The organism is Mycobacterium tuberculosis complex sp. N0072 (assembly GCF_030323725.1).
In the GTDB taxonomy this organism is placed as follows: domain Bacteria; phylum Actinomycetota; class Actinomycetes; order Mycobacteriales; family Mycobacteriaceae; genus Mycobacterium; species Mycobacterium tuberculosis.
The window spans coordinates 2,043,911-2,069,311 of sequence record NZ_CP040689.1 but is presented as its reverse complement, the minus strand read 5'-3'; the positions used below and the strand labels follow the sequence as shown (position 1 = coordinate 2,069,311).

The following is a 25,401-nucleotide window of genomic DNA, read 5'->3' as shown; positions in this document are numbered from 1 at the left end:
AACCCGACGGTAATACTTTCGCAATGTCGGGTCGCGACGTTACCGAGACGTGACCAGGGAGGCGGCGGCATTGGATTTATCGATGGTGCGCGGTTCCCAGCCCGGCGGTCCGAAGACGTAGCCCAGCCGATCCCGCAGACGTGTTGCCGACCGCCAGTCACGCACGATCGCCACGTACTCGCGGGTCTGCAGCTTCCAGATGTTGAACGTGTCGACCCGCTTGGTCAGGCCATAATGCGGTCGGAATAGCTCCGGCTGAAAGCTACCGAACAGGCGGTCCCAGATGATGAGGATGCCGCCATAGTTCTTGTCCAGATACACCGGGTCCATTCCGTGGTGGACCCGGTGGTGCGACGGGGTATTGAAGACGAATTCGAACCACCGCGGCAGCCTGTCGATCCGCTCGGTGTGCACCCAGAACTGGTAGATCAAGTTCAGCGACCAACTGCAGAACACCATCCAAGGGGGAAGCCCCATCAGTGGCAGCGGAACCCACATGAGAATCTCGCCGCTGTTGTTCCACTTCTGGCGCAGCGCGGTGGCGAAGTTGAAGTATTCGCTGGAGTGATGCGCCTGGTGGGTAGCCCAGATCAGCCGAACTCGGTGGGCGATGCGGTGATAGGAGTAGTACAGCAGATCGACACCAACGATCGCGATCACCCAGGTGTACCACCGGTGGGCGGACAGCTGCCAGGGGGCAAGGTAGGCATAGATTGCGGCATAACCGAGCAGGGCAAGGGACTTCCAGCCGGCGGTGGTGGCTATCGAAACCAGCCCCATCGAGATGCTGGCCACCGAGTCGCGGGTGAGGTAAGCGCCCGAGGCGGGCCGTGGCTGCCCGGTAGCAGCGGTCTCGATGCTTTCCAGCTTGCGGGCCGCCGTCCATTCGAGAATCAGCAGCAATAGAAAACATGGAATGGCGAACAGTACCGGGTCCCGCATTTCCTCGGGCAGCGCTGAGAAGAATCCGGCGACGGCATCCACATCAGACAGGCTACGACTCGCATGCGTGACAGGTGACGACTTGACAGTGAAGCCGCTTGCCCGAAGGCCGTTGTTCCCTATCCGGTCGGTGCTGTTAGAGACTTTATGCCCTACCCGGGTCAGGTATATTTATCGCACACTTGGGCACATGACACACAAGCGCCAGAATCCCGGACCGAACCGAGCACCGTGGGTGGGCAGCCTCCATACAGCGATGACCTGATCGATCATCGGCCAGGGCGCCGGGCTTCCAACCGTGGCCGTCTCAGTACCCAGCCTCATTGACCCTTCGACGCATCCACTGCGCGTAAGTCGGCTCAACCCTTTCAAACCGCTGGATTACCGACCGCAGAAAGGGGGCAGGACATGATCACAAACCTCCGACGCCGAACCGCGATGGCAGCCGCCGGCCTAGGGGCTGCTCTCGGGCTGGGCATCCTGCTGGTTCCGACGGTGGACGCCCATCTCGCCAACGGTTCGATGTCGGAAGTCATGATGTCGGAAATTGCCGGGTTGCCTATCCCTCCGATTATCCATTACGGGGCGATTGCCTATGCCCCCAGCGGCGCGTCGGGCAAAGCGTGGCACCAGCGCACACCGGCGCGAGCAGAGCAAGTCGCACTAGAAAAGTGCGGTGACAAGACTTGCAAAGTGGTTAGTCGCTTCACCAGGTGCGGCGCGGTCGCCTACAACGGCTCGAAATACCAAGGCGGAACCGGACTCACGCGCCGCGCGGCAGAAGACGACGCCGTGAACCGACTCGAAGGCGGGCGGATCGTCAACTGGGCGTGCAACTAACAATCGCTAACCAGCGAGCCGAAGCCGAATGTGCCAGCGTACGCTGCTCTGACCCGGTATCTGCTACGCCGATGGCGATCCGCTCGATACTCCGCTGGCAGCCCGAGCGGGGGGTGTCCCCTACCCTGGCTGCCCCGGCTGACGGTATTCACCGGTATCCCATGATGCACTCAATCCCGATGCCTGCACCTTCTGTAAGCTCGCGACGGCTAACGGGGTTATCGGATGGCCCGGGCTCGAAGGAGGTTGGCACGTGTGGATGTTCCTGCCCGGTCGCCACGCGGCGGCGGCGATACCCCAGAGTCGTCAGGTGTTTAGCCGTTGACCCGGGTGGTGGTGATCGGCTCCGGGTTCGCGGGCCTGTGGGCGGCGCTCGGTGCGGCCCGACGACTCGACGAGCTCGCCGTCCCAGCGGGCACGGTCGACGTCATGGTGGTGAGCAACAAACCGTTTCATGATATCCGGGTTCGCAACTATGAGGCTGATCTGAGCGCCTGCCGCATCCCGCTCGGCGACGTGCTCGGCCCTGCCGGCGTTGCGCATGTCACCGCCGAGGTGACCGCGATCGACGCCGACGGCCGCCGCGTCACCACGTCGACCGGTGCCTCATATAGCTATGACCGACTGGTCCTCGCGTCGGGCAGTCACGTGGTCAAACCCGCGTTGCCAGGACTGGCAGAGTTCGGTTTTGATGTCGACACGTACGACGGCGCGGTCAGGCTACAGCAGCATCTGCAAGGACTGGCCGGCGGGCCGCTGACATCGGCGGCGGCAACCGTCGTGGTCGTCGGTGCCGGGCTGACCGGTATCGAGACGGCCTGCGAGTTGCCGGGCCGACTGCACGCGTTGTTCGCCCGTGGTGATGGTGTCACCCCCCGCGTGGTACTCATCGACCACAACCCCTTCGTCGGCTCCGATATGGGTTTATCGGCGCGGCCGGTGATCGAACAGGCGCTGTTGGACAACGGCGTCGAGACCAGAACCGGCGTGAGCGTTGCCGCCGTCAGCCCGGGCGGTGTAACGCTGTCATCGGGGGAACGGCTGGCAGCGGCCACCGTGGTGTGGTGCGCCGGCATGCGGGCCAGCCGCCTGACCGAGCAGCTGCCGGTAGCCCGTGATCGGCTGGGACGCCTGCAAGTCGACGACTACCTGCGGGTGATCGGGGTGCCTGCGATGTTTGCTGCTGGCGATGTGGCCGCGGCCCGGATGGATGACGAGCACCTGTCGGTCATGTCGTGTCAGCATGGGCGCCCGATGGGCCGCTATGCCGGCTGCAACGTCATCAACGATCTGTTCGACCAACCGTTGCTGGCTCTTCGGATCCCTTGGTATGTCACGGTTCTCGATCTAGGATCGGCGGGCGCGGTGTACACCGAGGGATGGGAACGCAAAGTGGTATCGCAGGGCGCACCGGCCAAGACCACCAAGCAGTCAATCAATACCCGGCGGATCTACCCGCCGCTGAACGGCAGTCGGGCAGACTTGCTGGCTGCGGCCGCGCCGCGAGTACAGCCCCGCCCCTAGTGTCGTGGGTCATTCGGCCTGCGCGTGCTCACCGGCATACCAGTGCACAGCGTAAACGCCCGGCTGCAGCGACAGTTCCGCCACCAACCGCTCTAGCTTGGCCGGGGTATGGCCAACCATCAATAGGTGGGCCGTCAACGTGATGTTGTCGTCTCCGGCCGGCCCCGTGCGTATACCCCGCAGCGTGATGTCGTTGCTGCTGGTGCGCTGCACGATATGGGCACGTACATAGGTCTCTGCTTTGGGCCGACAAATCACCCGTACCTGGTAGGGCTGCAGCCCTTCGTCTTCGACGGCGTTGTCGCGGTCGACCAGCCGGCCAAGTGGGCGCCCCAGGAGATGGACAGCGACGATGGTTCCGGTGCCAATCAGGGTGAACACCAGATGCCCGGAGGCGGCCAGCACTCCGACCGCGGCCGAGCACCAAAGCGTGGCAGCCGTGTTCAGACCGCGGACGTTGAACCCCTCCCGCAGGATGACCCCGCCGCCCAGGAATCCAATTCCAGAAACCACGTAGGACGCCACTCGGGTGGGGCTGCTGTCCTCGGTGGCGACCGCGTACAGCACGAACAAGGTAGCACCGGTCGCCACCAGAGCGTTGGTGCGCAACCCAGCCATCCGCGCCCGCCACTGGCGCTCGAGCCCGATAATGGCCCCGCAACCCACTCCGACGGCCAGCCGGAGAGCGAAATCGGCGACAGTCAGCGTTTGCATGACGCCGAGTCCTTCCCGATCGCAAGACGGCCACGGCAGCCAACCACGCGCAGGTTAACAGCAGTTTGAGCCTAGGCGAACCGGGTGCATCGCAACCCCCTCGGACGCACCACACCACCGCGAACCACCGCGGTGATCAGGAAATGCGCCCCGCTAACTCGGGTGATGTTCCAGGTGTTCGGGGCAGTACGCGCCTGATGCGATGGCAGCGAACTTGGCCGCGCTGTCCATGGTCAGCCCGGGATTGTAGTCCCGCAGGTCCGCGACCAGCTGTAGACCTGTTACGCCGTTAGCACACAGCCCACACATCGCCTTGGCGGCCGTTATGGCGTGGCCTGGGTCAGCGTAGGTGATGCCGGCCTGGTCCAACGCGGCAAGGAAGGCGGCATCGTCGCCTGTTGGATCGGCTTTCCCGGGTGCGGCTAGGCCGATCATGGTGGCGGCGCTCAGCAGGAGCGCTACTAGCATTCTCATAGGTCTGCTCATAGGTCTGCATTGTCCCATCGTGCGTTGTAATTGCATCGCGTCCTGCGGCAGATCTGCTGCGAGGGCCCGACATACTTTTCGAGTCAAAATTCGGCCATCAGTACAGCAAAGCCCTTACCTACCAATGACATTGACCGCGGTCGAAGGTGACCCGCCGGACGCGGATGTCAAGACGTGACGAATCTCACGGCCACATGGCAATGGTCTAAGCCTGGATTTCCAATGCGCTTTGCTTCAGCCGGTAATCACCTCCAGTATCAGTGTGGATTTCGAATCACGTTGAGTGTGAACCCAACTGAGTATCGGGCAAGGCAACCTTGGGTTTGTCGCCGTTCGACACGTGTACCGCGTGGATGCCGGGCTGTTTCGACAATCGATCCAGCAGGCCATCAAGATCGGCCTTATCGACATTCCAGTGTCGCACTGCGTCCGGTTGCTTTTGTAGCTGCGCGATGACAGCCTCCAGCTTGACCGGCTCAGCGCTGGGCGTTCCCCCATTGGCGCGGGCCCGGGCGCCACTGCCCGTGTAGATGGCGGGGGCGGCGGCACCGAGGGCACCTCCGGTCATGCTCCCCAGAGCCATCTGACCGAGCAGGTTTGCTGGGATCTGTGTCGCGGGGGCCGCAGCCAGGCTGGTGGCCGGCAATGTGTTGGCAACTAGCCTGACCGCCGGGGTAGCTGAGGCCCAACTGGGCGGTACCGACAGGTCTCCCACCAGGTTCGCCTGACCCAGACCCGCCGATGCGGCGTGGGCCAGGCCCGCGCTAAGCCCTGACCGCAGGCCAAGTCCGGCACCCAACGACGATTTGGGGATCTCGGGCGCCGGCGGGGGTTGCCAGAACACCTTGAACTCCGTCATTCCCAGGTTGGGCGCGCTCATGGCGTCGTTGGCCCACGTGCTGAACTTGGTGACGTTGGCTGCGGTGACAAACAAGTTCTGATAGGTCGTTGCGCCCGTCGGCCCGAAGATGGCGTTAATGAGTTGGCCCATGAGTTGGGTGTATTGGGTGCTGAGTGTGGCCAGGCCCTGCAGCAGGGTCGGGATGATGTCGAACGGAAACTGCGCCGCTGCACTCGAAAGCGCGGTTGTCACCGCATTGGTGCCGCTCGCTAGGGCGGTCGCTTGCCCCGTTGCGGCCGCCTGGCCGGCAAGTCCGGACGGGTTGGTGGTCTGCGGCGGTGCAGTGAACGGGGTCAGCCGCGAGGCGGTCGCCGAGGAGCTGGCATAGCCGAACATCGCCATGGTGTCCTGGGCCCACATTTCGCCGTATTCGGCTTCGGTGGCTGCGATCGCGGCGGTGTTTTGTCCGAAAATGTTGGTCGCCACCAGCGATATGAGCTGGCTGCGGTTGGCCGCAATCTGCGGCGGTGGCACCACCGCCGCGAACGCGGTTTCGTAGGCGACCACCGCGGCTCTGGCCTGGTCAGCGGCCGCCTTGGCCTGTGCCGAGGTACCCGACATCCAGGTCACATATGGTGCGGCCGCAGCGGCCATACCGGCCGACGACGGACCCAACCATGACTCACTCGCCATGCCCTCGACGATCGAGGCGTAGGAGGCCGCCATGGACTGCAATTCGGCCGCCAACCCATCCCAGGCCACTGCCGCAGCCAACATCGGACCGGCGCCCGGACCTAGGTACATCTCCCCGGAGGTGATCTCCGGTGGCTGCAATCCGAAATCCATTGCCACACCTTTCCTCAACCGGCCGCTAACTGGCTGGCCGCCAGCCACCGGCCACAGTGGCGATGACACCGTCCTTCTCTCCTCTCCGGTGGGGGCTAACACCCAGTTCAAGTGCCATCTCGAAAGTCCTGTCAGTCCGCGGGTATGACGATGATGGTGGTCGTGCTGGCGACGTCTTCGGTGACGGAACCGCCTGCGACGCGAGCAGCTCCGGCACCAGAGCGCACCGCGGTTCCTGCCAGCGCGCGTCCGGCCAGACTCGACAGGGCCATCTCGCCGAACAAGGCACCTGGTGCCTCGGCGGCCAGGGCGGGGGCGGCGCCGGTGCCCGGCAATACCGATGCGACCGCCCTCATCACCGGTGCGGCCTCGGCCCAGCCCTGCGGGACCGAGAGCGACCCGACGTAGATCGCACGGGCGATGCCCCCTGTGGCCCCACCACCGAGAGGCGTGATATCTGCGATATACCCGCCCCGTAGCGGCGCCAATGGCGACAACGCGCCGGCGGCGGCTTTCGGGCCCAGTAGGGCGGCCACACCTGGGGCGTTTTGGGCTAGGCCGAGGATCTGGCCGAACGTCAGCCACCAGCCGCCAGGTATAGCGCCCAGCCCGATGATGCTGTACGGCCCCGTGAGGTTCGCCAAGATAGTGGTGATGCTTTGCAGGACGGTGTCCCAACCAGCGCTGGCCGACGTCGCGGTCGCTGTTGTCGCCAGGCTTTGCAAGGTGCTGGGTAGCAGGCTGATCAACTGGGACAGCTGCGCTGTGATGTCAGAGCTGGCCGCGGCGCCGGCGGCCTGGGCGACGACGGCTGATTGAGCGGCCGTTGCCGACGGATTGGTCGTTTGCGGCGGCTCGCTGAACGGCGCCAACTGCGACGCAGTGGCCGACGAGCCGGCATAGCCATACATCGCGGCCGCATCTTGCGCCCACATCTCCGCGTAGTGGGCCTCGGTGGCCGCGATCGCCGGTGTGTTCTGCCCGAAGATGTTCGTGGCGACCAGCGACATTAACAAAGCGCGGTTGGCCTCGATTACCGGTGGCGGCACCGTTGCCGCAAATGCCGTCTCATAAACGCCCGCAGCGATCTTGGCCTGGGCCCCTGCCTGTTCGGCCTGGCCGGCGGTGACGCTAATCCACGCCACATATGGAGCGACCGCGGCGGCCATCGTGATCGAGGAGGGACCCATCCACGGTGCTACGGTGAGGCCCTCAATCGTCGAGCCATAGGACGCCGCCGCGGAGTACAACTCGGCGGCTAGCGCATCCCAGGCCGCTGCGGCGGCCAGCAACGGTCCGGATCCCGGACCCGCGTACATTCGCCCCGAATTAATCTCCGGTGGTAGCGCCCCGAAATCCAACATCCCTGACCTCCGGTCCCCTCGATGGCCGCCATGCTAATCACGCTCGCGTAGTTCTGCCCACCAACTGGTCAAGCTCTTATGAACTTCACCAGATATCCCAATGTCTACGTCCTGCCGATCCCATCTATTTGCGCTGCTGCACGGGTGCTTCGCCCGAGAAATTTCCGCTTATTGAGCCTGGCCCGCCTGCGCTGGTGAACGCGCTAAACGGAAATGATTTCGCGCGACCAACTCCGGTATTCGCAGAGAAAAGCACTGTCGGCTATTCGGCTGCGCCATCGTGACCCTGGCGCTTTCCAGGGAACCCACCCCCTACGGGATCACCCGGCGGCGGGCGGTCGTGCGACGAAGTTGGGGCGGAAGCCATACTGGGGCACGGCACGCCCGAAGCCTTGACCGCCCATGGTGCCGAAAGGCATTCCGGGCATGCCGGCCGCCACTGCTGGGGGCGGTGCCACCATCGGTGTGCCTCCCAACGCGGAGCCCAAGGGGCTGGCTAGTGGTGCGGCCGCCGTCCAGCTCGGCGGCACCGACAAGGTTCCGACGGTGGCCGCGTTGCCCAGGCCGGCCGCGACAGTGCCGCCTAGCCCGCCCGCTGAGCCAAGCGGCGCCACCAGCGCGCCACCGAGCCCGCCACTGGTGGCCTCTCCCAACACATCCCCGGCCGCATCCGCAGCTGCCACGCCGCCGAGTAGACCCAAAAAGGGCGCAATCGTGTTACTCGGCAAGAACAGTCCGGACGAAGCTATCGTGTTCCAGAAATTGGAGTTGGGGTCCAGTAACGCCCAGAGTTTGTCGAGCCAGGAAGATCCAGACCCGAGAATGCCCAGCAATCCGGACGGCCCCGACGCGGACGTGGCTGCAGTCGATGACGAAAGTCCTTGCAGTACAGACGGTATGGCGGCGATCAGCTGCGACAGCGTCGTTTGCTGAGCACCAGCCGAGGCGCCGGTGGCGTGGGCAATCGCAGCCGACTGGGCCGCCAGGCCGGACGCGTTGGTAGTCTGCACCGGCTCGGTGAACGGGGTCAGCTGGGTAGCGGCTGCCGAGGCGCCGGCGTAGCCGTACATGGCCATCGCGTCCTGGGACCACATTTCGGCGTACTGGGCCTCGGTGGCCGCGATCGCGGGGGCGTTTTGGCCTAGCACATTGGTGGCGATCAGCGCCATGAGCTGGGCGCGGTTGGCCTCGATGACCGGCGGGGGCACCGTTGCTGCGAACGCGGCTTCGTACGCTGCAGCGGCAGCCTCCGCCTGTGCCCCGGCCTGCTCGGCCCGGACGGCGGTGACGCTCATCCAGGCCACGTAGGGGGCGGCCGCGGCTGTCATCGATGCCGACGCCGGACCGTGCCATTCTTCACCGGTCAGCGTCGAAAGCACCGAGCTGTATGACAGTGCGCTGGCGCGCAGTTCTGCGGACAAGCCGTGCCAGGCTGACGCTGCGGCCAGCATCGGGGCCGAGCCCGCGCCGGAATACATACGCGCCGAGTTGATTTCGGGCGGTAGCGTGGCGAAGTCAAGTGCGGCAGTCATCGTTGATCTCCTCGTTAGCTCACAGCAATGATGTTGGCGGCTTCGGTAGCCGCGTAAGAATCCGCGCTGGCGCCCAACATCGCGACGAACGCCTCATTCATGGCGATCGCCTGGGCGCCGACCGCTTGGTACATGGCGGCATGGAAGTTGAATTGTGTTGCAGTCAAAGCTGATACTTCGTCAGCGGCCGCCGGGGCCAATTCGGCAGTTGCCGGTGCCGCGACCGCATTCCGCGCGGCTATCACCGATCCAACATGGCGCAACTGACCGGCCGCGATGGCCAGCGCATCTGGACAGACAAGAACAAACGCCATGGGTCTTCTCCTGACAGACGACCGAACCCGGAGGCCTATGACCGCTTCTGTCGTGGCTACTTCCCGTGAACGTCACTCACACAAGGCCGCGAAGCAACGAGCTTGCGAAATAACGGATTTCGAACCGGAAGGCCGATTCAGAGTGCGAAAACGGCGCCGGGGTCGGATCGGAACGAAACGGTCGTCGATCTCGGATACGGACTATCGCCGGGACTCATTTCGCTCTCACCTCCTCACGGCCGGGGCACACGGGGATGCCGATGCACAGCACAAAGGGATGACAGCCCAGCAGACCACCGAACTCGGCACCCCTCTCGTCAGAGCTTTGGCACCACACGGCGTATCCGGCCGGTCCAGCCGGAAGCCACTTGGGCTCAACCCTTAAGCCGGGAAGAGCTGTCCTGACCCTGGGCGTCTTTCGACGTTCGAGGTCAGTGGCCTATATCCGCGCAGACGCCTCACCTAGCGAGGTGCTTGCAAGGGTAATCGTGACACTCGTAGCGACGCGCGTCAACCCAACGGCTTGACTCATCCGATGCCCCGGAGGCTATCAAGATCGGCTGTTAGCCAGCGAGCAGACAACGCCGGTCAGCAGACGACCTTCAGGTCCAGCGCAACCCGAACACCCTTCAGCCGTAACGTATTGGAATGACGCGGTAACCGGTTGCACCGCAAGAGAAGCGCAATTCCGGGAGAATCGTTGTCTATGAGAGTTGTGTCAACGCTACTCAGCATTCCGTTGATGATCGGCTTGGCGGTTCCGGCCCACGCGGGGCCCAGCGGTGACGACGCGGTCTTTCTTGCCTCGCTAGAGCGGGCAGGCATTACCTACAGCCACCCGGATCAAGCCATAGCATCGGGCAAGGCCGTATGCGCGTTAGTCGAAAGCGGCGAATCGGGTCTTCAGGTCGTCAACGAGCTGCGGACCCGCAATCCCGGGTTTTCGATGGACGGTTGTTGCAAGTTCGCTGCGATCTCCGCGCATGTCTATTGCCCCCACCAGATCACTAAAACCAGCGTCAGCGCGAAATAGTTTGGGCTAGAGAGTAATCAGTGGATTGACCCCGCTTGGGGTGACACGGGGTTCACATCGTTGCCAGTGAATCTGGTGAATGCACCCCATAGCGGGTCCGCAAAACTGTAACGTTGGCGTCGGTTCCAAAATTCCTTTGGCGGTCGTATGGATTCCCCATGCGACGACAACGGCCAGGAGGTGTGGACGTCGCAGATGATCGTGGCGCCGGCGTTTGTCGATGCAGCGGCAAAGGACCTAGCAACTATTGGTTCGGCGATTAGCCGGGCCAACGCCGAAGCGTTGGTCCCGATAACGGCGTTACTGCCTGCGGGCGCTGACGACGTGTCGGCTGCGATTGCGGCGCTGTTCGCAACGCACGGGCAGGCATACCAGGAGCTCAGTGCCCACGCGGTCGCATTCCATGAGCAGTTCGTCCAGCTCATGAGCGCGGGGGCGGCCCAGTACGCCAGCGCCGAGGCAGCCAACTCGTCACCATTGCAAATCGTGGGCCAAACCGCCCTCGATGCCATCAATTCACCCGTGCAGACGCTGACCGGGCGTCCGCTTATCGGCAACGGTGCCAACGGGGTCGCAGGAACCGGGCAAAACGGTGGCGATGGCGGATGGCTATACGGCAACGGTGGCAACGGCGGGTCCGGCGGGACGGGCCAAAATGGCGGCAACGGCGGGTCGGCTGGGCTATGGGGTAGCGGCGGCAATGGCGGCCAGGGCGGGGCGGGTGCCAACGGCGCAGCCGGTCAACCCGGGAAAGCGGGCGGGTCCGGCGGCAACGGCGGCGCCGGTGGATGGATCTATGGTCACGGTGGACATGGTGGGGCCGGCGGAAACGGGGGCAACGCCACAGCGCCCGGGGGTGCGTCGGCAGGCTTCGATGGGGGCGCCGGCGGAAACGGGGGTTCGGGTGGTCGCGGTGGACTGTTGTTCGGCAACGGCGGCAACGGCTCGGTCGGTGGCATGGGAGGACAAGGCACTAATGACACAGCCGGAGATTCGGCCGGCAGCGGCGGATTAGGAGGCAACGGGGGCAACGGCGCCCAGGGCGGGTGGCTGATCGGCAACGGGGGGCAAGGTGGGGACAGCGGCGCCGGCGGCGGCACCGACTCCACTCAAACGGGCGTCATGAACGGCGCTTCCGGCGGTTCGGCCGGGATAGCCGGTAACGGCGGTGACACGGGCCTAGTCGGCAACGGCGGGGCCGGTGGCAACGGCGGGAATGGAGCGGCCGGGTCTGCGCTGGGTACTACCATCTTCGGCGGGAGCGGCGGGGTCGGTGGCTCAGGCGGCGACGGCGGCAACGGCGGGTGGTTGTTCGGCAGCGGCGCGTCCGGCGGCAACGGGGGTCAGGGCGGTGACGCAGGCACCAACGGATTTGCGGGCTTTGGCGGCTCTGCTGGCGGTGGCGGCTGGGTAGGTGCCGTTAACTTCGGACCGATTAGTGTCCAGGGTTTTGGGTTGTTTGGTCACGGCGGTGACGGTGGCAACGGTGGTGACGTTGGGGCCGGCAGCCTCAGCATTCAATTTGGTGCATCAGGGGGTGACGGCGGCCAAGGTGGGGTGCTATACGGCAATGGCGGCAACGGTGGTAACGCCGGCAGCGGCGGAGGTACCGGCTTCGAAGGCAGCGCCGGCCAGGGTGGCGCCGCCATTCTGATCGGCAACGGCGGGGCCGGAGGGAATGGGGCGACCGGTGGGACCGGAGTAGGCAACATCATTCAGGAAGCCGGAGGTGACGGCAGCGACGGTGGCGCGGGCGGCAGCGGAGGCCTACTGTTCGGTAGCGGCGGGGCCGGCGGCATCGGCGGGGCCGGCGGCGTCGGCGGGTCGGGCAACGACGGCGGCAACGGCGGCGATGGTGGCCAAGGCGGGGCAAGCGGCCTGGGGATCGGCAACGGCGGACCCGGGGGAAGTGGCGGTACCGGTGGGGCCGGCGGAACCGGCGGCAGTGCGGGCACTGGCGGTGCCGGCGGTGACGGTGGTAACGCCGCCCTGCTGATCGGTACCGGTGGCGACGGCGGAGATGGTGTCCCACCCGCACCCGGGGGCCAAGGCGGCAAGGGCGGATTGATCGGTTTGCCTGGGCAGAACGGGCAGCCGTAGCCGCCGGTCTGGGGACGAAACTAATTCTCCTGCTGTGGGATTCGGGTTCCGATCTCAAGGGCATCAACCAACTCAAGCAATGGTGCGGTCTGGCGACTCGTGTCTGCCTCGGGGCCTATCAATTGGAAGACACGCCCTAACCCTGCCCTAGCCCGATTCTGATATCGTCGGTGCAATTTCAGCCTTGTTGCCGCCGGCCATGTGCACGGCGTGGATGCCCGGTTTCTTCTTCAATTCCGCGAGTAGATCATCGAGCCCGTCCTCGTCGGTGTGCCAGTGCTGCACCGATTCGGGCTTCTCCATCATGTGCGCGACCACCCGCCGCAGCTTGTCCGGTGAGTCGCTGTCCTTGAGAGATTTCTTGACCGCGGTGACTCGGCCTCCGCCGAGGAAACCACCAGTGGCGCGTGCAGCGGCGCCGCCAAGGGCCCCTCCGGCCACACTCGCCAGGGCCATCTGGCTGAGCAGACTGCCCTCGCTAATTGCGGCCGCCGGGACAGCCTGAAGTCCGGTGCTCGAGAACACAGCGGCAACCGTCCGGATCGCCGGGGTGGCCGCTGCCCAGCTCGGCGGCACCGACATCCCCCCGACCGAGCCGGCCTGGCTCGCACCCGCCGATATCGCTGGCGCGGTCGAGCCCAGACCACTCGAGATCGCAGACCGCAGGCCAAGCCCGGCCCCTAGAGCAGATTTCGGGATCAAATCGGGATTGAAGGGCGTCACCGGATTGAAGAACTTCTGGAACTGCACCATGCCGAAGATGGTCGATATTACGGTGTCGTTAGCCGGCAGGACCATTTTTGACTCAGCGAAGCCAAGCCCGAGCATGCTGTTATACACCGAAGATGCGTACGGCACCCCGGTGACCGCGTTCATCAGGCTGGCCACCGTCTTGTTGTAGTTCGTCCCGGCCGTTGCCAGGAATTCCAGCACCTCGGACACCAGTGAGCGCGCGTTGCCGGCCGACGCGCCGACAGCCTGGGCAACCGCAACGCCTTGGGTGGCCAGTCCGGCCGCGTTGGTGGTCGGCGGCGGTGCAGCAAATGGCGTCACCTGGGTCGCCACCGACGACGAGCCGGCATAGCCATACATCGCGGCTGCGTCTTGCGCCCACATTTCCGCATAGCGGGCTTCGGCGGCCGCGATCGCACCGGTGTTCTGACCGAAAATGTTGGTCGCCGCCAACACCGCCAGCTCGGCGCGGTTGGCCGCGACGACCGGCGGCGGCACCGTGGCTGCAAACGCTGCCTCGTAGGCCGCCGCTGCCGCGCTGGCCTGGGCGGCCGCTTCCCGAGCGAGCGCCGCCGTGGCCGACATCCACGCCACATACGGTGCGGCCGCAGCCGCCATGGTCCCCGACGACTGTCCCGACCACACGCCGGTCAGAACCGAGATCACCGAGCCATAGTCGGCCGCCGTGGACTGTAATTCGGTGGCCAGCCCGTCCCAGGCCGCTGCCGCGGCCAGCATCGGACCCGACCCGGGACCGGCATACATGCGCCCGGAATTGATCTCCGGTGGTAACACCCCGAAATCCATTACCGCATCCCTCCTTAACGGGCCGTAACCCCATTGGCAGCCCCGGTGGCCACATACCGAACCGGCGCTGGTCGCAAAAGTGTCGACAACCTTCTCTCCCGTGACATGGCGCTAGTCGTCCATGGCCGGTATCACGAAGATGTTGGCTTCGGTGGCCAGGTCCTCGACGGCAGCGGCAGCGGCACCGACGGCGGGTGCTGCGGCGCTGCCGATGGGGTGGCCGGTAGAACCGGCGGCAGCGCGGCCAGCCAAGCCCGACAGCGCCATGCCACCGAGCAACGCACCCGCGCCGTCGGTGGCCGCAATCGGCGCGGCGGCCAGGCGCGTCGCCTGCAACGCCGCCGCCGGCGATGGGATCTCCGGGGCGGCCACCGTCCAGCCCTGAGGCACCGATAGCTTTCCGACCAAGCCTGCCCGGCCAATACCCGCGGAAACCGATCCACCACCCAAGCCCTCCGAACCCAAAATTGGTGTATGCAAAGCAAATTCGGCCAGCGGAGCCAACGCTCCGGTGATTGGTTTCCCCCCGATCTTGCCAAGCAAGGCGCTTACCCCCTGCCCGTTTTGGGTTACCAAGACGCTCTGAATGCCTAACAGGTATGGCACCCCGGAGGGAGGCAATACCCCGGGAAAGGTGTACGGGCCGGTGACCGCCCCGCCCAGGAAGGTGGACAGGTTCCCCAGGTCGGTAACCCACTGCGGCGTCGCCGATGCCGACTGTGATGCGGTCGGCAATGCCAGGCCTTGCAGGGCGCGGGGAACCGCGGAGAGCAGCTGCGGGAATGCCGATTGCAGGTTGCCGCCGGCCGCGGTGGCGGCGGTTTGTGCGACGGCGGAGGACTGGGCCCCCAACTGACCATGGTTAGTGGTTTGCGGCGGCTCAGTGAACGCTGTCATTCGCGAGGCGGTCGCTGACGAGCCGGCGTACCCGTACATCGCGGCGGCATCCTGCGCCCACATTTCCATGTATTGGGCCTCAGTCATCATGATCGCCGGCGTGTTCTGCCCGAAGATGTTCGTCGCGATCAACACCATCAGTTGGGCACGATTAGCGGCGATCACCGGCGGAGGCACGGTGGCAGCGAACGCAGCTTCATAGGCAGCTATCGCCAACCTGGCTTGCGCGCCCGCCAGCTCGGCATGCACTGCGGTGGCGCTCATCCATGCCACATAGGGTGCGGCTGCAGATGCCATGGACGTCGACGAAGGACCGCTCCATGCCCCGGTCAAAGCCGATAGCTCCGAGGCGTAGCCAGCCGCTGTTGCGTGCAGCTCAACAGCCAGCCCGTCCCAGGCTGTCGCGGCGGCCAGCATGGGCCCCGGCCCCGGCCCCGTATACATCCTGCCTGAGTTGATCTCCGGCGGTAACAACCCGAAATCCATTTCGCTTAATCCCTAATCGCGTGGCTCGCCGGAATCGCACTCGCGGCCCCCTGGCAGCGCAGGAACCGCAGCGGCCCGTAGTGACAAATCACCCGTGTTCACCTCTCGCCGCTGAGTTGTCAGGGACGGCGGCGAGTCGGTTTTTGGCGGCCGCTGGACCCAAACCCGTTCCAAATATCTGGCGATCATGGTTGGCGAGTATTGCTCGTGTCACGTTCCGGCGAGGTAATCGCAACGTAAAGAATGATCACCATCACCTCGCTGTTGGCTTGGGCCGCGCGTGAGATCTATTCGCCAACATTGGCATTGCTATGGCCAGCCGCATCGGTATCGGCGCTTTGTGATCAGCTAGCGGCACGCCAGCGGCGCCGACTGCCGATTTGGCGGCATGTATTCACGCTCGATGGAAGCACGCGAGCCAGTAGCAGCCCGAGAACCATGCCCTCTGGGTGGCCGCCCGATGACCGCGCAGGTAGTTGTCTCGACCATTGGCGCTCATGCATAGGTGGTCGCGCGGGCCGCCCCACACGCGAGCGGAACATACCTCAGCACAACGCTTTAAAGTTCACGCAAAACACGATCAGGGGACAATGGCCGAGATGTCATTGGCAATCGTTCGGCCCGCGCTGATGATGATCAAGAGCTGAAGACCGCCTGCGGCCGTGAACAGTGCCACGTCGGCCGCGAGTGGGTATCCGACCGCGTTGACGAGTCCCATCGGGTCGCCCTTGAGCGCTTGCTGGATGCCCTCCAAAAAAAGGTGGATGTTGTACGACAGCACGATCGTCAACGCCGCATTGGCGATGTCGGCGGTTGGGAGCACCGTCGCGTAGCTCGTCGCGGCCACCTTCGAAATCGTGTTGGCGAGGTTGCGGTTAGCCACCTGCAGGTCGTCTATCAGGCTGTCGATCGAGAGCGGGGGGACCGGCGTACCCGAGCCCGGTGCGGTGCTTGGCATCGTCGACCCGTCTGCCGGCAACGGCAGTTCGAGGTGGCTGACGTCGTAGGCGAAATCGCCGATTCCCTGCTGGGTCCCGGCGACGAGAGCGTCGGCGATGACGACCGGGCTGACCTCTGGGAACAACCCGAACGGAGTCGCAACATTGGGCGGCGAGGTCGAATAACCATAGGCCGGGTCGCCGTAGCCCAGGTTAACAATCACCTTCAAGTTTGGTTGAACCAGGTTCGCCAGTGGGTTCCCCACGATCGGCACCGATCGCAGTGGCTCTAGCAGCGGCAGGTTCTCCGTGCGAATGATGTAGTACTGGGTCATCGTGGGACCGACCGTATTGGTCAGCGGAACCGCTGCGTCAATTTGTTCCGGCGTCAGGATGAAGTAGTTGGAGTGCACGTAGTAGGTGCCGGCAATGGCGTTGAGGGTCGACACAAAGTTGAGCGGGTACCGCGGAAAGTCGGCGACGCCGTCGTATTCGATGGTGTAGATCTTGGTCGGGTACAGATTGTGCGGAGTGGCCCCGGTGGCCGTCACGCCCAAGCTTGGAAAGGAGATCCCCGGGAACCTGGTGGCAACCCCGCCATTGGGGTTGTTGGGATTGCCGATCAGCGTGAAGGAAAGCTCGTCTGGAGACGGCGGGTCGGCCGAAGCCGCAAGATTGGCCATCACTAGTGACGAGATCGTGGCGCTCTGCGAGTAGCCGAAGACGGTGACGTTGTTGCCGGCGGCAATTTGCTGCCGAATCGCACTTTCGAGAATGACGGCACCCTGCGCCACCGAGGAATCGAAAGTGAGGTTCTTGATCACGACCACCGGGTAGAGCCCTTGGGGCGTGAAGAGCGCCTGCGCGATAACACCCGGGACGCTGCCACTCATGTACAGCGCGTTCGCGAGCTCGACATATCTGGCCGACGGTATTGGCGTGCCGCTGCCTCCCATGACCAGGCCAACGGTTTGTGCCGCAGCCGCATTGGCGGCGATCGCGCTGTTGACCGCGCGGACGACTCCCATCGGTGCCTCGGCCGAGCTCGGCAGACGGGCATCAAGACTGGCGGCGCCGGGGATGCTCTGTAGCCGTTGCAGCCACGATGCCAACTGTGTGGCCACCGCCGAAGCCCCAACGTAATAACCCGCCATGGCCGCTGCATCCTGGGCCCACATCCACTCATACAAGGATTCGAGCGCGGCGATCGCAGGCGCGTTCTGCCCAAACAAGTTCGACGCTACCAGCGACGCCACCTGGGCGCGATTTGCCGCAACCATCGCCGGATGCACCGTCGCGGCCAGCGCCTCCTCGAACACCGATACCGCGGCCCGAGCCAGACCGGCCGCGCCCTCGGCGTGGGCAGCCGACGTGCTCAGCCACCCGATGTACGACGCGGCTGCGTCCACCATCGCCGCCGACGCCGATCCCTGCCACCACCCAACCACCAATCCCGACGTAACCGACCCGAATGACATTGCAGCACAATGCAGCTCGGAGGCTAGATCATCCCAGGCGGCCGCTGCCGCTAACATCGGCGCCGACCCCGCACCGGCGAACACCCTCGCCGAATTGACCTCGGGGGGCAGCACCGCGAAATTCGGCAGCATCGCGACGGTCCTTCCTCAGCCGAGACGGCACACTTTCATCCGATGCGCTAACAAACAACCGCGCAGTCGGATGAAAGTGCGTACAGATCCCGAACGGGGCGGTCAGACGCCGCTGTGCATCGGCGCGACGATCACAGTGCCACCCACCGGAGCCGGTGCCCCCTGAGGGTTGCGGCCAAGCGGGGGACCCTCTGCCAGACATGCTGAGCCCGTCAGCGCGATCATCGCAAACAGGGCCGCCAGTGCCACCAGTACCCGAGCGGCGAGACGACCGTTCTTACTCTTGACGCTCATCGATCATTCCTCTCATGTTTCGATATATTGGCCTGACCGTACGCCGATTAAATGCTAGCTCCATTGCGGCCTCCGTGAAATATTTCTGGGAAATTTGGTAGATATCCTTGAAGCCTCATTGACACCCAACCAATGCCGGGCACGGCGCCGCCGTCGCCCGCCGTGCGTCACACGAAGGGGGCGTGGCCCTTCTCAATCACTATGGCGCATAGGAATTTTAGTAGCAAACCTGTAGTCGAGGCGCAAGCGATGCTGTCTGGATACCGGACACCCACAAACGAAAGACACGCATTTCCATGCCCGGGAGTCCGCTCGATTGCCTAATGACTTGGCAACGCGCCACCGATACTTGTGCCAAACGTGGGATTTTTGACCGACGTCAAATATATTTACATTTGGAATTTAAGGTGTGGCACCACCGTTAATTGTAAACAATTTGGACACAGCACGGATTGAGACGGCACGTACCCCGCCCTGAGCGGCTGAACACCACACCCTCCCCCGCGTGCACGGACACCATCTGGACCAGTCTCCGCCCCGCCCCGCCTCATTCGCCAACCACAGACCACTCACCCACCGCCGACTGTTCAGGTCAAAGTAGCCAGTGACACCGACGAAAAGAGTGCCTACTTCGTCTTCTTCTCCGCGACCGCAGCGCGCAGCCCTTCGGCCAGGTCCTCGCGAGTCAACTCCTTGAATCGGCGCAGCTGATCCTCGCTGAATTCGGTGAGATCGCTGGCCAGTACGGCGTCGAGATCCTCATCGTCCAAACGGAAACTACGGTGGTCGCGGGCCTTCTCCACCACGTTGCGCACAAAGCCGGCATTGCCCAACAGATCGATCCCGCGGATCAGGTCGCCGTCCTCGGAGTAGCTCTGCTCCATGTAGAACTTGGTATACGACGGCAACAACACTTGAGACTCTTCCTCAGTGATCACGTCTTCGTTCTCCCGACCCATCAGCTGGGTCAGTGCGATCAGCTCCTGCGGGGTGTAGCTGAAGAACTCGATCACCGTCGAAAAGCGCCGGCGCAGACCCTGATTCACCTCGAGCATTTTCTCCATCGCTTTGGCGTAACCCGCACCAAACACCACCAGCTCGTCACGGTGATTTTCCATGTACAACAGCAGCGTGTTGATGATCGCGTTACCGTACGGGTCGCCCTGGGAGTAGCCCTTCTCATGCAGAGTGTGCATCTCGTCAAAGAAGACCGCACCGCCCAACGCCCCTTCGAGCATCTCCTCGGTGTTCTTCTCGGCGTCGGCCATGTACCGGCCCAACAGCTTGGTGCGGCTGGTCTCCACCACCAGCGGCTTGCGCAGCACTGTCAACCCGCACAGCTGCTTGGTGAAAGCCCTTGCGACCGAAGTCTTCCCGGTACCGGGCGGCCCGAGCAACAAGGTGTGGCGCGACGTAACCGGGACCGGAAGCCCCATCTTGGCACGCGCTAAATTCACCTTCGTCGTCGACTTGATGAGCTTGATCTCCTTCTTGGCCTGCTCCATGCCAAGCATCGCGTTGAGCTCGGCATCCCCTTCGGCCAAGTACTTCGCGGCCATCTCGGCATGGCGGGCGGCCTCGGTCTGAGCGCGGGTTGGCGCACTGTCCGGATCCCACGGATCTGTGCGCGCCTCAATCGTTTCCGGGTCGGTGAGGATCAGCCGAAAGTTGGGGTTATCCAGCGCCTCGCGGGCCGGGGTGAACTTCGCATCGCGCGAATACACGCGGCGCAGGAGTTCGACAGCTTCCTCCTCACGGCCGACGTGCCGCAGGCACATGCCTTGGGTGTACAAGGCGATGTTAGCCGCGCCCGGCACCCGGTCACCTTCGATTGCTTCCTGAGCGCGCCGAAAGGCCTCTTCGAACACCCCGAGCGACGCCAGCGCCGTGGTGGCCATCGCCGCCCCCGCGGCCTTTAGCTCGGGGTGACGCCACTGCGTTGCCTCGGGGAACTGCGCAAGAACGTCAGGCCAGCGTTTGGTGCGGAAGTACAGCACGCCCCGCACGTAACTCACCAGCTCGGCGTCGAACGGATGGCGAGGATCGGTGGCGTCGAGCAGCTCTGCCGCCTCCTGGTAACGCTTGGCCTCGGCGAGGACCGCCGCGTAAGCGCAGGCCAGCGAATCTACGCTGGTAATCGCCAGTCGCAGGAATAGCCCGTCGGACACCTCGGGGCGGAACTGCAGATCCGTCACGCCGAGGCGGCGGGTTTCCCAGCCGAAAGTCCGCACCGCAGCCCATGCGCCGGCGAGCACTTCGATGCTCTGGTCGCCGGCCAGCAGCCGAGCCAGCCAGGCATCACACATCTTGGGATCCAGCCTGGTCGCCGTGGTGAACATTTGGGCGGCCACCTGCGGGTTATGGCTGGGCTGCAGTCCATTGACGGAGATCCCCGATGCCAGCAGACCGGCGACCATGGCGTTGCGGGCATCTTCGGCGGCGGCCTGCGGGCGTGTCATTGCCCCACAAACGAGCTTGTCGCGTGCTCGAGTTCCTGGCCCACCGGCAGCACGAGCTCGTCGTGGTCACGCAGGTTCCGACTGGGGATGACCAGGAGTGGACGGTGCGTCGGGGCCGGCAGGCTGGCACGCACCGCGGCCAACTGGCGACCGGTGAGCCGGTTGAGTCCGGCCGCTACCTCCTTGGGCAGGCGCGTGTCGCTGTGATAACGCACCCATGCCGATAGCGCGGGCGACCCGACCCGAGTGGTCAGACGCACCGTGACCACGGTCGTCCCGACTTCGGGGCTATCTGGCAGACACAGCTCATCCAAGGTCTCCGACGTGATGTCTGACGGCGTAACCCAAAAACTGGTCGCATAACCATTGAAATGCTTGAGGTGACGCCAACCGGGGCGACTCCATGTCGGTTCCAAGTCAGCCAACACGGCGCTGTCGACCTCGGTCAGCTCATCGGCCGTCACCGGCCGGGCCGCACAACTTTGCCCATCCAGATCCTGGACCAACCGCTCGGTGGCTGCCACCAGCGTCGACGCCAACGAGTCACGACACGCCACCGCAGCCACATTTCGCTGCGGATTCATCCGTAACACCAACCAGGTGCGGCGCCGATCGGCGACAGTGCGATCACCGGCTCGTTCTTCGGATTTCCAGCCCTGCGGCTCCCACTCCTGCAGCGAGGCCGAAGCTTTAGCAGCATCAACCCCGCCCCGCACCAGCACCGACACGATGTCGATGCCATCGAGGTGAATGTCGAACTGGTGCAAACCATCGGCGACCGCGACCACCGGCAACATGGGTACCGGCGATTTCCGGTGCCAATGCCGACCCGACGGGCCGCTCTCACCGCAGGTGACCTCGATCACCGAGACCAGCCGGCCGTTATACTCACGCACCCCTACCGTGTCACGCCCAAAACGGCGCTGGTGGTCGATTGCCGGAGTGCACCCCGCACCCAGTGTCGTGCCCGGATCCGCCGACCAATCCCGCACCCACGTCGCCAAACCCGAAATCACCGTGATGCCGTGGTAACTGACCACCGACAGTAACGTCACTACGGCCGCCACGCCGACGCCGACCCACCACGCCACATGATGATCGGCCTGCCAGGAATCCGGGCAATGACTGGCCACCGCCAAGATCAGGACATCCACCAGAAACACCGCGGTCACCCGCGGCCACGACAACGCCAACCCGAAGCTGCGCTGAGCCTTCATTGCTGCTTCCGTGATCGCCGCATCAAGGTCGCGGTACCGAACACCGCACCGCCTATCAATAGTGCCCCGGCCAATCCCCCGGCGGCCACCCATATCGGCACCATATCGCGGGGGGCGGGCGGCTGCGGCACCACCAACGGCGCTGACAGCTGCTTGGGCGGCTCGGCCGGGCCTTTGGGCACATCCCAAGTCAGTGCTGCCACTGGGTCGACCACACCGTAGCCGACCTGGTTGTCGACGCCGCGAGCGGGTGGCCGGGCGGTATGAATCAGCCGATTGATGATTTGGTACGCCGACAATTCGGGGAACTTAGCACGTACCAGCGCAGCCACCCCGGACACGATCGCGGCGGAAAAACTGGTGCCAGCCGGAACCAGCAACGAATTATCCGGGCCGTCAATCGCATTGATCAGGCCGTCGTCACGGGGCGAGAGTCCGACGACGTCGGTTCCCGGCGCCGAAATGGAGACCCAGGGTCCCGCGATACTCATTTTGCTGAGCGGTTGACCGTTGGCGTCAACCGCTCCGACCGTCAGGACGTAGTCGTGGAACCACGAGGGTGTCACCACCGTGGTGACCGCGTTCCAAGCGCGTGGATCGTCGGGCTGCAAGGGATCAAAAATCGGGTTCTGCTTACAGTCCTTCTTGCTGCCGTCGCCCGCTGCAGCCACGATGACCGCGTCCTTGTCGACCGCGGCGTAGTGCACCGCGGCACCCAGTGCACGCTGGTCGATGACATTACGAGCACTCATGCACATCACATCGGAGATATTGATCACCGAAGCACCCATGTTGGCAGCATGCACGATCGCGCGCGCCATTGTCTCGACGTTGTCGATCTTTTGCGCCGTCTGCGGGTCTTCGTCCCCAGTGTAAGGGTCCTTAAGGCCGAAGGCCTGGCTTGACTGGCGGATGGAGATTATCTCGACACCGGGGGCGATCCCACTGAACGCGTCCGGCGGTGGTCCCAGCGCTGGCGATGGCGCACTCGGGTGCGGATTACGCGGGTTGTCGATCGGGGCTATCTTGCGGCCCCCGGAGTAGCTGGGTACTGTCACCGTGCCGCCACCGCGGTCCACGGCCGGCGGCTGTGGACCAGGAGCCGGCGGCGGCTCCGGTCCTGGCACCGGTGCGCCCGGCGGAACTCCTTCCTCGGGAGGTGGAGCCGGAATCACGGTCACGGTCTGCGGCGGTACCGGTGAAAGGGTCACCGTCTGTGGCGGCGGCGGCGTTTCGGTCGTGGGAATGGTGACCGGCCTGCGCGGTACCGACGGCAGCGGTACCGCCCCGTTCGCCGGAACCGCCGCGATCATCGACGCCACCAGGGTGCCGTGGGCGTCGCAGTCCGACAGACCGTCGCCACCGGCCATCACGTAGTCGCCGCCAGGGATCAGACGCGGCAACCGGGGATGTGGAGTCACACCCGTGTCGATGACAGCGACCTTCACACCGTCGCCGCGGCCGAACTGCCAAGCCTCGTTCAGGTTCAGCATCTCCATATATTTTGGCTGCAGCTGAAAGTCGGTGCCGGGCAAGACCCCGACCTCGGTGCAGTAGGCGTTCTGCTTCATGGGCGCCAGCGGTCCGGGCGGCCCGTCGGGTGGCAGCGCGCCCGGATCGATCGTCGGAGGCGAAATTGCATACGCTGGCGGAAGGCCGGTCAGCGCGCCCGAAGCTAGCAAGACTGCGGCAATGGTCGCGGTACCCGCGCGACCACACCACGACCTGCTGCTACCGGTACCGAATCGCTGCATAGACGTTCATCAACCACAACGCCAGCGGGAAGATCGGCATCAGGCAGAGGTATTCAATCCATTCCACAAACTTGCGGAATAGCGGACTGTAGATGGTGTGGGGCACATGTGCAGCAGCTGCCATGCCCGCCGCCGGCAGCAGCACCAGGATCGCGGCGACAATGGACACAGCCAACGGCGAGGACAATTCCAGCGCGTACCGCACACACACCGCAGCAGCGATGATCACCGCAGTTCCGGCCAGGGTAATCGACTGCCAACGGTCGACGTAGGAGCGGCCCCGCAACAGCAGGAAGCCCGAGGTAAATCCGGCCAGTATCAGCGGCAGCCAACGTTGCCCGGTGTGCGGGTCGCACAACGATGTCATGCACACCACCACCATCACGCCAAGTCCCGTTAGCAGGCCGCTCAAGAACGACCGAGCGCGCTCAGCTTGCAGCAGCACATCACGCACCGATGACGGCCCTTCCAAGACCGGTGCGCTGCCACCGGACACCACCACGGTGGTCGGTAGGTCGGGCCGAGCCTCGAAGACCCACCGGCTGGTGGCGGACGGGAACACCGGCAGTCGGATGCCGGCCAGCCGCCGAGACAGTGCCGGCGCCGCGTGGTAGGCCACTACGCAAATCAACAACAAGGACGACAACAGCGTCACCGCGCTTGTGGCCGCGACCATCCGCGCCAAGGCTGCAAGCATTGTCAGCGCACCGATGATGACGATTGTGGTGTAAATCCCCAGGCGGCGACCGGTGAACCGCAGGGCCAGGGCCGCAGCGACGGTCAGCACTCCGAAGCCCAACACGGCCTGCGGGGAGCCCACCGGGCCGGGCGGGGCCGCTGCCGCCGCCACCGTCACGGGCATGATCGCGCTCATCAGCATGATGTCGGCGACGCGTCGATCCGCGTCCGTCTTGGCACGCATCAACAGCAACATGGCGACCGCCAGCACCAGCACACCAATCACCGCGGTGTAGATGGTGGTCAACCAGGTGTTGTGATGCCAGCGCCACCAGCCGAGCACCCCGGTGGCAAGAACAACCCCGGTCGCCACCATCGACGCCCCGACCTGCACAGCAACGATCGGGTCGATCCTGGCGAACCGCTTGCTGAGATCCGAGGCGACTGCGGTGGAGATATGTTCGATGACTTGGGAGCGACGTTCGGTGTCTGCGATGAACCGAATCCACAGCCGGTCGCCGTCATAGACGTCTTGTTCGGTCAGCGACTGGGTAGCACGCAACGGCGCGCCGTCCACCAGACACAGCGCCCATCGGCCGCGTCCAGTGGCTTCCAGTGGAGCCTCACCGAGCTCTCTGAGCCGACTATTAACCACTTTCAGCAGCGGGTCGGTCATCACCGAAACTGGGGCGTTGGCATCCAGCAGGACGCCGATCTGGACGCCTTCGCCGGCCATGACGCCCACGACGACAGCCTGGGGCGATGCCACACCCTCAATGTCAGCCTGAGGTGCGTCAGCTACTGCGGTCATCGTCCTGTACCCCCTGCCATGGCAAACGTGTTACACCGTGGCTTCAGTGGCGCGGGGAGCTCCGTCGGTGTAGGCACCGAGGCGCGGTAGCCCACCGGGAGCTGCGGCTCGACTAACTCCGATTTCATTTGCCTTGCCTCGCGACCAAATCGTTGTGGTTGACCTTGCCTTGCAGTATTGCA

19 protein-coding genes and 1 riboswitch are annotated in these 25,401 nt (G+C 64.5%); of the genes, 4 read left to right on the top strand and 15 right to left on the bottom strand.

Annotation, left to right across the window (positions count from 1 at the left end; all coding sequences use genetic code 11):
* Positions 1-39: 39 nt before the first annotated feature.
* Positions 40-984 carry a sterol desaturase family protein gene (locus tag FF952_RS09590; RefSeq protein ID WP_003899033.1) on the bottom strand — a complete coding sequence of 315 codons (945 nt, stop codon included), beginning with the start codon at positions 982-984 and terminating at the stop codon, positions 40-42.
* A gap of 366 nt (positions 985-1,350) precedes the next feature.
* Between FF952_RS09590 and FF952_RS09585 the strand changes: the two genes are divergently transcribed.
* Together FF952_RS09585 and FF952_RS09580 are read left to right on the top strand one after the other, a co-directional pair.
* On the top strand, positions 1,351-1,782 hold the full coding sequence (locus tag FF952_RS09585; protein WP_003409199.1) for a DUF4189 domain-containing protein: 432 nt from the start codon (positions 1,351-1,353) through the stop codon (positions 1,780-1,782).
* A 321-nt stretch (positions 1,783-2,103) separates the two neighbouring features.
* Entirely contained in the window at positions 2,104-3,306 is a 1,203-nt protein-coding gene (locus tag FF952_RS09580) for an NAD(P)/FAD-dependent oxidoreductase (protein WP_003409193.1), read from the top strand.
* A 9-nt stretch (positions 3,307-3,315) separates the two neighbouring features.
* Here the strand turns inward: FF952_RS09580 and FF952_RS09575 are convergent, their stop codons facing one another.
* The 6 genes from FF952_RS09575 to FF952_RS09550 form a co-directional block, all read right to left on the bottom strand.
* Positions 3,316-4,020, bottom strand: coding sequence for an MgtC/SapB family protein (locus FF952_RS09575; RefSeq protein WP_003899032.1), 705 nt, complete (start codon positions 4,018-4,020; stop codon positions 3,316-3,318).
* 153 nt (positions 4,021-4,173) lie between these two features.
* A complete protein-coding gene (locus FF952_RS09570; protein WP_015288168.1) occupies positions 4,174-4,494 on the bottom strand; it encodes a DUF732 domain-containing protein in 321 nt (106 codons plus the stop codon).
* Between the two features lie 286 nt (positions 4,495-4,780).
* Positions 4,781-6,193 (bottom strand): PPE family protein, encoded by a 1,413-nt coding sequence (locus tag FF952_RS09565; protein WP_003409185.1) that lies wholly within the window; start codon positions 6,191-6,193, stop codon positions 4,781-4,783.
* 131 nt (positions 6,194-6,324) lie between these two features.
* Positions 6,325-7,554 (bottom strand): PPE family protein, encoded by a 1,230-nt coding sequence (locus FF952_RS09560; protein ID WP_003901258.1) that lies wholly within the window; start codon positions 7,552-7,554, stop codon positions 6,325-6,327.
* A 323-nt stretch (positions 7,555-7,877) separates the two neighbouring features.
* Positions 7,878-9,089, bottom strand: a complete 1,212-nt coding sequence (locus tag FF952_RS09555) for a PPE family protein (protein ID WP_003409179.1) — start codon at positions 9,087-9,089, stop codon at positions 7,878-7,880.
* A 14-nt stretch (positions 9,090-9,103) separates the two neighbouring features.
* Complete coding sequence (locus tag FF952_RS09550; RefSeq protein ID WP_003900412.1) at positions 9,104-9,403, bottom strand: PE family protein; 300 nt, start codon at positions 9,401-9,403, stop codon at positions 9,104-9,106.
* A 302-nt stretch (positions 9,404-9,705) separates the two neighbouring features.
* Positions 9,706-9,880, bottom strand: a riboswitch (M-box (ykoK) riboswitch).
* Between the two features lie 229 nt (positions 9,881-10,109).
* Between FF952_RS09550 and FF952_RS09545 the strand changes: the two genes are divergently transcribed.
* A complete protein-coding gene (locus FF952_RS09545; protein WP_003409065.1) occupies positions 10,110-10,436 on the top strand; it encodes a DUF732 domain-containing protein in 327 nt (108 codons plus the stop codon).
* 180 nt (positions 10,437-10,616) lie between these two features.
* A complete protein-coding gene (locus tag FF952_RS09540) occupies positions 10,617-12,536 on the top strand; it encodes a PE family protein (protein ID WP_003904707.1) in 1,920 nt (639 codons plus the stop codon).
* Between the two features lie 147 nt (positions 12,537-12,683).
* Here the strand turns inward: FF952_RS09540 and FF952_RS09535 are convergent, their stop codons facing one another.
* From FF952_RS09535 to eccD5, 8 genes are all read right to left on the bottom strand, one after another.
* Positions 12,684-14,075 carry a PPE family protein gene (locus tag FF952_RS09535; RefSeq protein WP_003409061.1) on the bottom strand — a complete coding sequence of 464 codons (1,392 nt, stop codon included), beginning with the start codon at positions 14,073-14,075 and terminating at the stop codon, positions 12,684-12,686.
* Between the two features lie 111 nt (positions 14,076-14,186).
* Positions 14,187-15,458, bottom strand: a complete 1,272-nt coding sequence (locus FF952_RS09530; RefSeq protein ID WP_003899026.1) for a PPE family protein — start codon at positions 15,456-15,458, stop codon at positions 14,187-14,189.
* Positions 15,459-16,038: 580 nt separating this feature from the next.
* Positions 16,039-18,006: a PPE family protein gene (locus tag FF952_RS09525; RefSeq protein WP_031656810.1), complete on the bottom strand. Its 1,968-nt coding sequence runs from the start codon at positions 18,004-18,006 to the stop codon at positions 16,039-16,041.
* Positions 18,007-18,108: 102 nt separating this feature from the next.
* Complete coding sequence (locus FF952_RS09520; RefSeq protein WP_003899024.1) at positions 18,109-18,300, bottom strand: hypothetical protein; 192 nt, start codon at positions 18,298-18,300, stop codon at positions 18,109-18,111.
* A 626-nt stretch (positions 18,301-18,926) separates the two neighbouring features.
* Positions 18,927-20,759 carry a type VII secretion system ESX-5 AAA family ATPase EccA5 gene (eccA5, locus tag FF952_RS09515; protein ID WP_003408868.1) on the bottom strand — a complete coding sequence of 611 codons (1,833 nt, stop codon included), beginning with the start codon at positions 20,757-20,759 and terminating at the stop codon, positions 18,927-18,929.
* Positions 20,756-21,976 (bottom strand): type VII secretion system ESX-5 subunit EccE5, encoded by a 1,221-nt coding sequence (eccE5, locus tag FF952_RS09510; RefSeq protein ID WP_003903618.1) that lies wholly within the window; start codon positions 21,974-21,976, stop codon positions 20,756-20,758. The genes eccA5 and eccE5 overlap by 4 nt, the downstream gene beginning before the upstream one ends.
* Positions 21,973-23,730, bottom strand: a complete 1,758-nt coding sequence (gene mycP5 / locus FF952_RS09505; protein ID WP_003408854.1) for a type VII secretion system ESX-5 serine protease mycosin MycP5 — start codon at positions 23,728-23,730, stop codon at positions 21,973-21,975. Before mycP5 ends, eccE5 begins: the two co-directional genes overlap by 4 nt.
* Complete coding sequence (gene eccD5 / locus FF952_RS09500; RefSeq protein ID WP_003900411.1) at positions 23,708-25,219, bottom strand: type VII secretion system ESX-5 subunit EccD5; 1,512 nt, start codon at positions 25,217-25,219, stop codon at positions 23,708-23,710. Before eccD5 ends, mycP5 begins: the two co-directional genes overlap by 23 nt.
* Positions 25,220-25,401 lie beyond the last annotated feature (182 nt).

Excerpts from the sequence above, each read along its gene's own strand:
- FF952_RS09545 (WP_003409065.1), top strand. The coding sequence starts at position 10,110 with ATGAGAGTTGTGTCAACGCTACTCAGCATTCCGTTGATGATCGGCTTG.
- FF952_RS09530 (WP_003899026.1), bottom strand. The coding sequence starts at position 15,458 with ATGGATTTCGGGTTGTTACCGCCGGAGATCAACTCAGGCAGGATGTAT.
- eccA5 (WP_003408868.1), bottom strand. The coding sequence starts at position 20,759 with ATGACACGCCCGCAGGCCGCCGCCGAAGATGCCCGCAACGCCATGGTC.
- mycP5 (WP_003408854.1), bottom strand. The coding sequence starts at position 23,730 with ATGCAGCGATTCGGTACCGGTAGCAGCAGGTCGTGGTGTGGTCGCGCG.
- FF952_RS09555 (WP_003409179.1), bottom strand. The coding sequence starts at position 9,089 with ATGACTGCCGCACTTGACTTCGCCACGCTACCGCCCGAAATCAACTCG.
- eccE5 (WP_003903618.1), bottom strand. The coding sequence starts at position 21,976 with ATGAAGGCTCAGCGCAGCTTCGGGTTGGCGTTGTCGTGGCCGCGGGTG.
- FF952_RS09565 (WP_003409185.1), bottom strand. The coding sequence starts at position 6,193 with ATGGATTTCGGATTGCAGCCACCGGAGATCACCTCCGGGGAGATGTAC.
- eccD5 (WP_003900411.1), bottom strand. The coding sequence starts at position 25,219 with ATGACCGCAGTAGCTGACGCACCTCAGGCTGACATTGAGGGTGTGGCA.
- FF952_RS09575 (WP_003899032.1), bottom strand. The coding sequence starts at position 4,020 with ATGCAAACGCTGACTGTCGCCGATTTCGCTCTCCGGCTGGCCGTCGGA.
- FF952_RS09570 (WP_015288168.1), bottom strand. The coding sequence starts at position 4,494 with ATGAGAATGCTAGTAGCGCTCCTGCTGAGCGCCGCCACCATGATCGGC.
- FF952_RS09525 (WP_031656810.1), bottom strand. The coding sequence starts at position 18,006 with ATGCTGCCGAATTTCGCGGTGCTGCCCCCCGAGGTCAATTCGGCGAGG.
- FF952_RS09585 (WP_003409199.1), top strand. The coding sequence starts at position 1,351 with ATGATCACAAACCTCCGACGCCGAACCGCGATGGCAGCCGCCGGCCTA.
- FF952_RS09550 (WP_003900412.1), bottom strand. The coding sequence starts at position 9,403 with ATGGCGTTTGTTCTTGTCTGTCCAGATGCGCTGGCCATCGCGGCCGGT.
- FF952_RS09520 (WP_003899024.1), bottom strand. The coding sequence starts at position 18,300 with ATGAGCGTCAAGAGTAAGAACGGTCGTCTCGCCGCTCGGGTACTGGTG.
- FF952_RS09535 (WP_003409061.1), bottom strand. The coding sequence starts at position 14,075 with ATGGATTTCGGGGTGTTACCACCGGAGATCAATTCCGGGCGCATGTAT.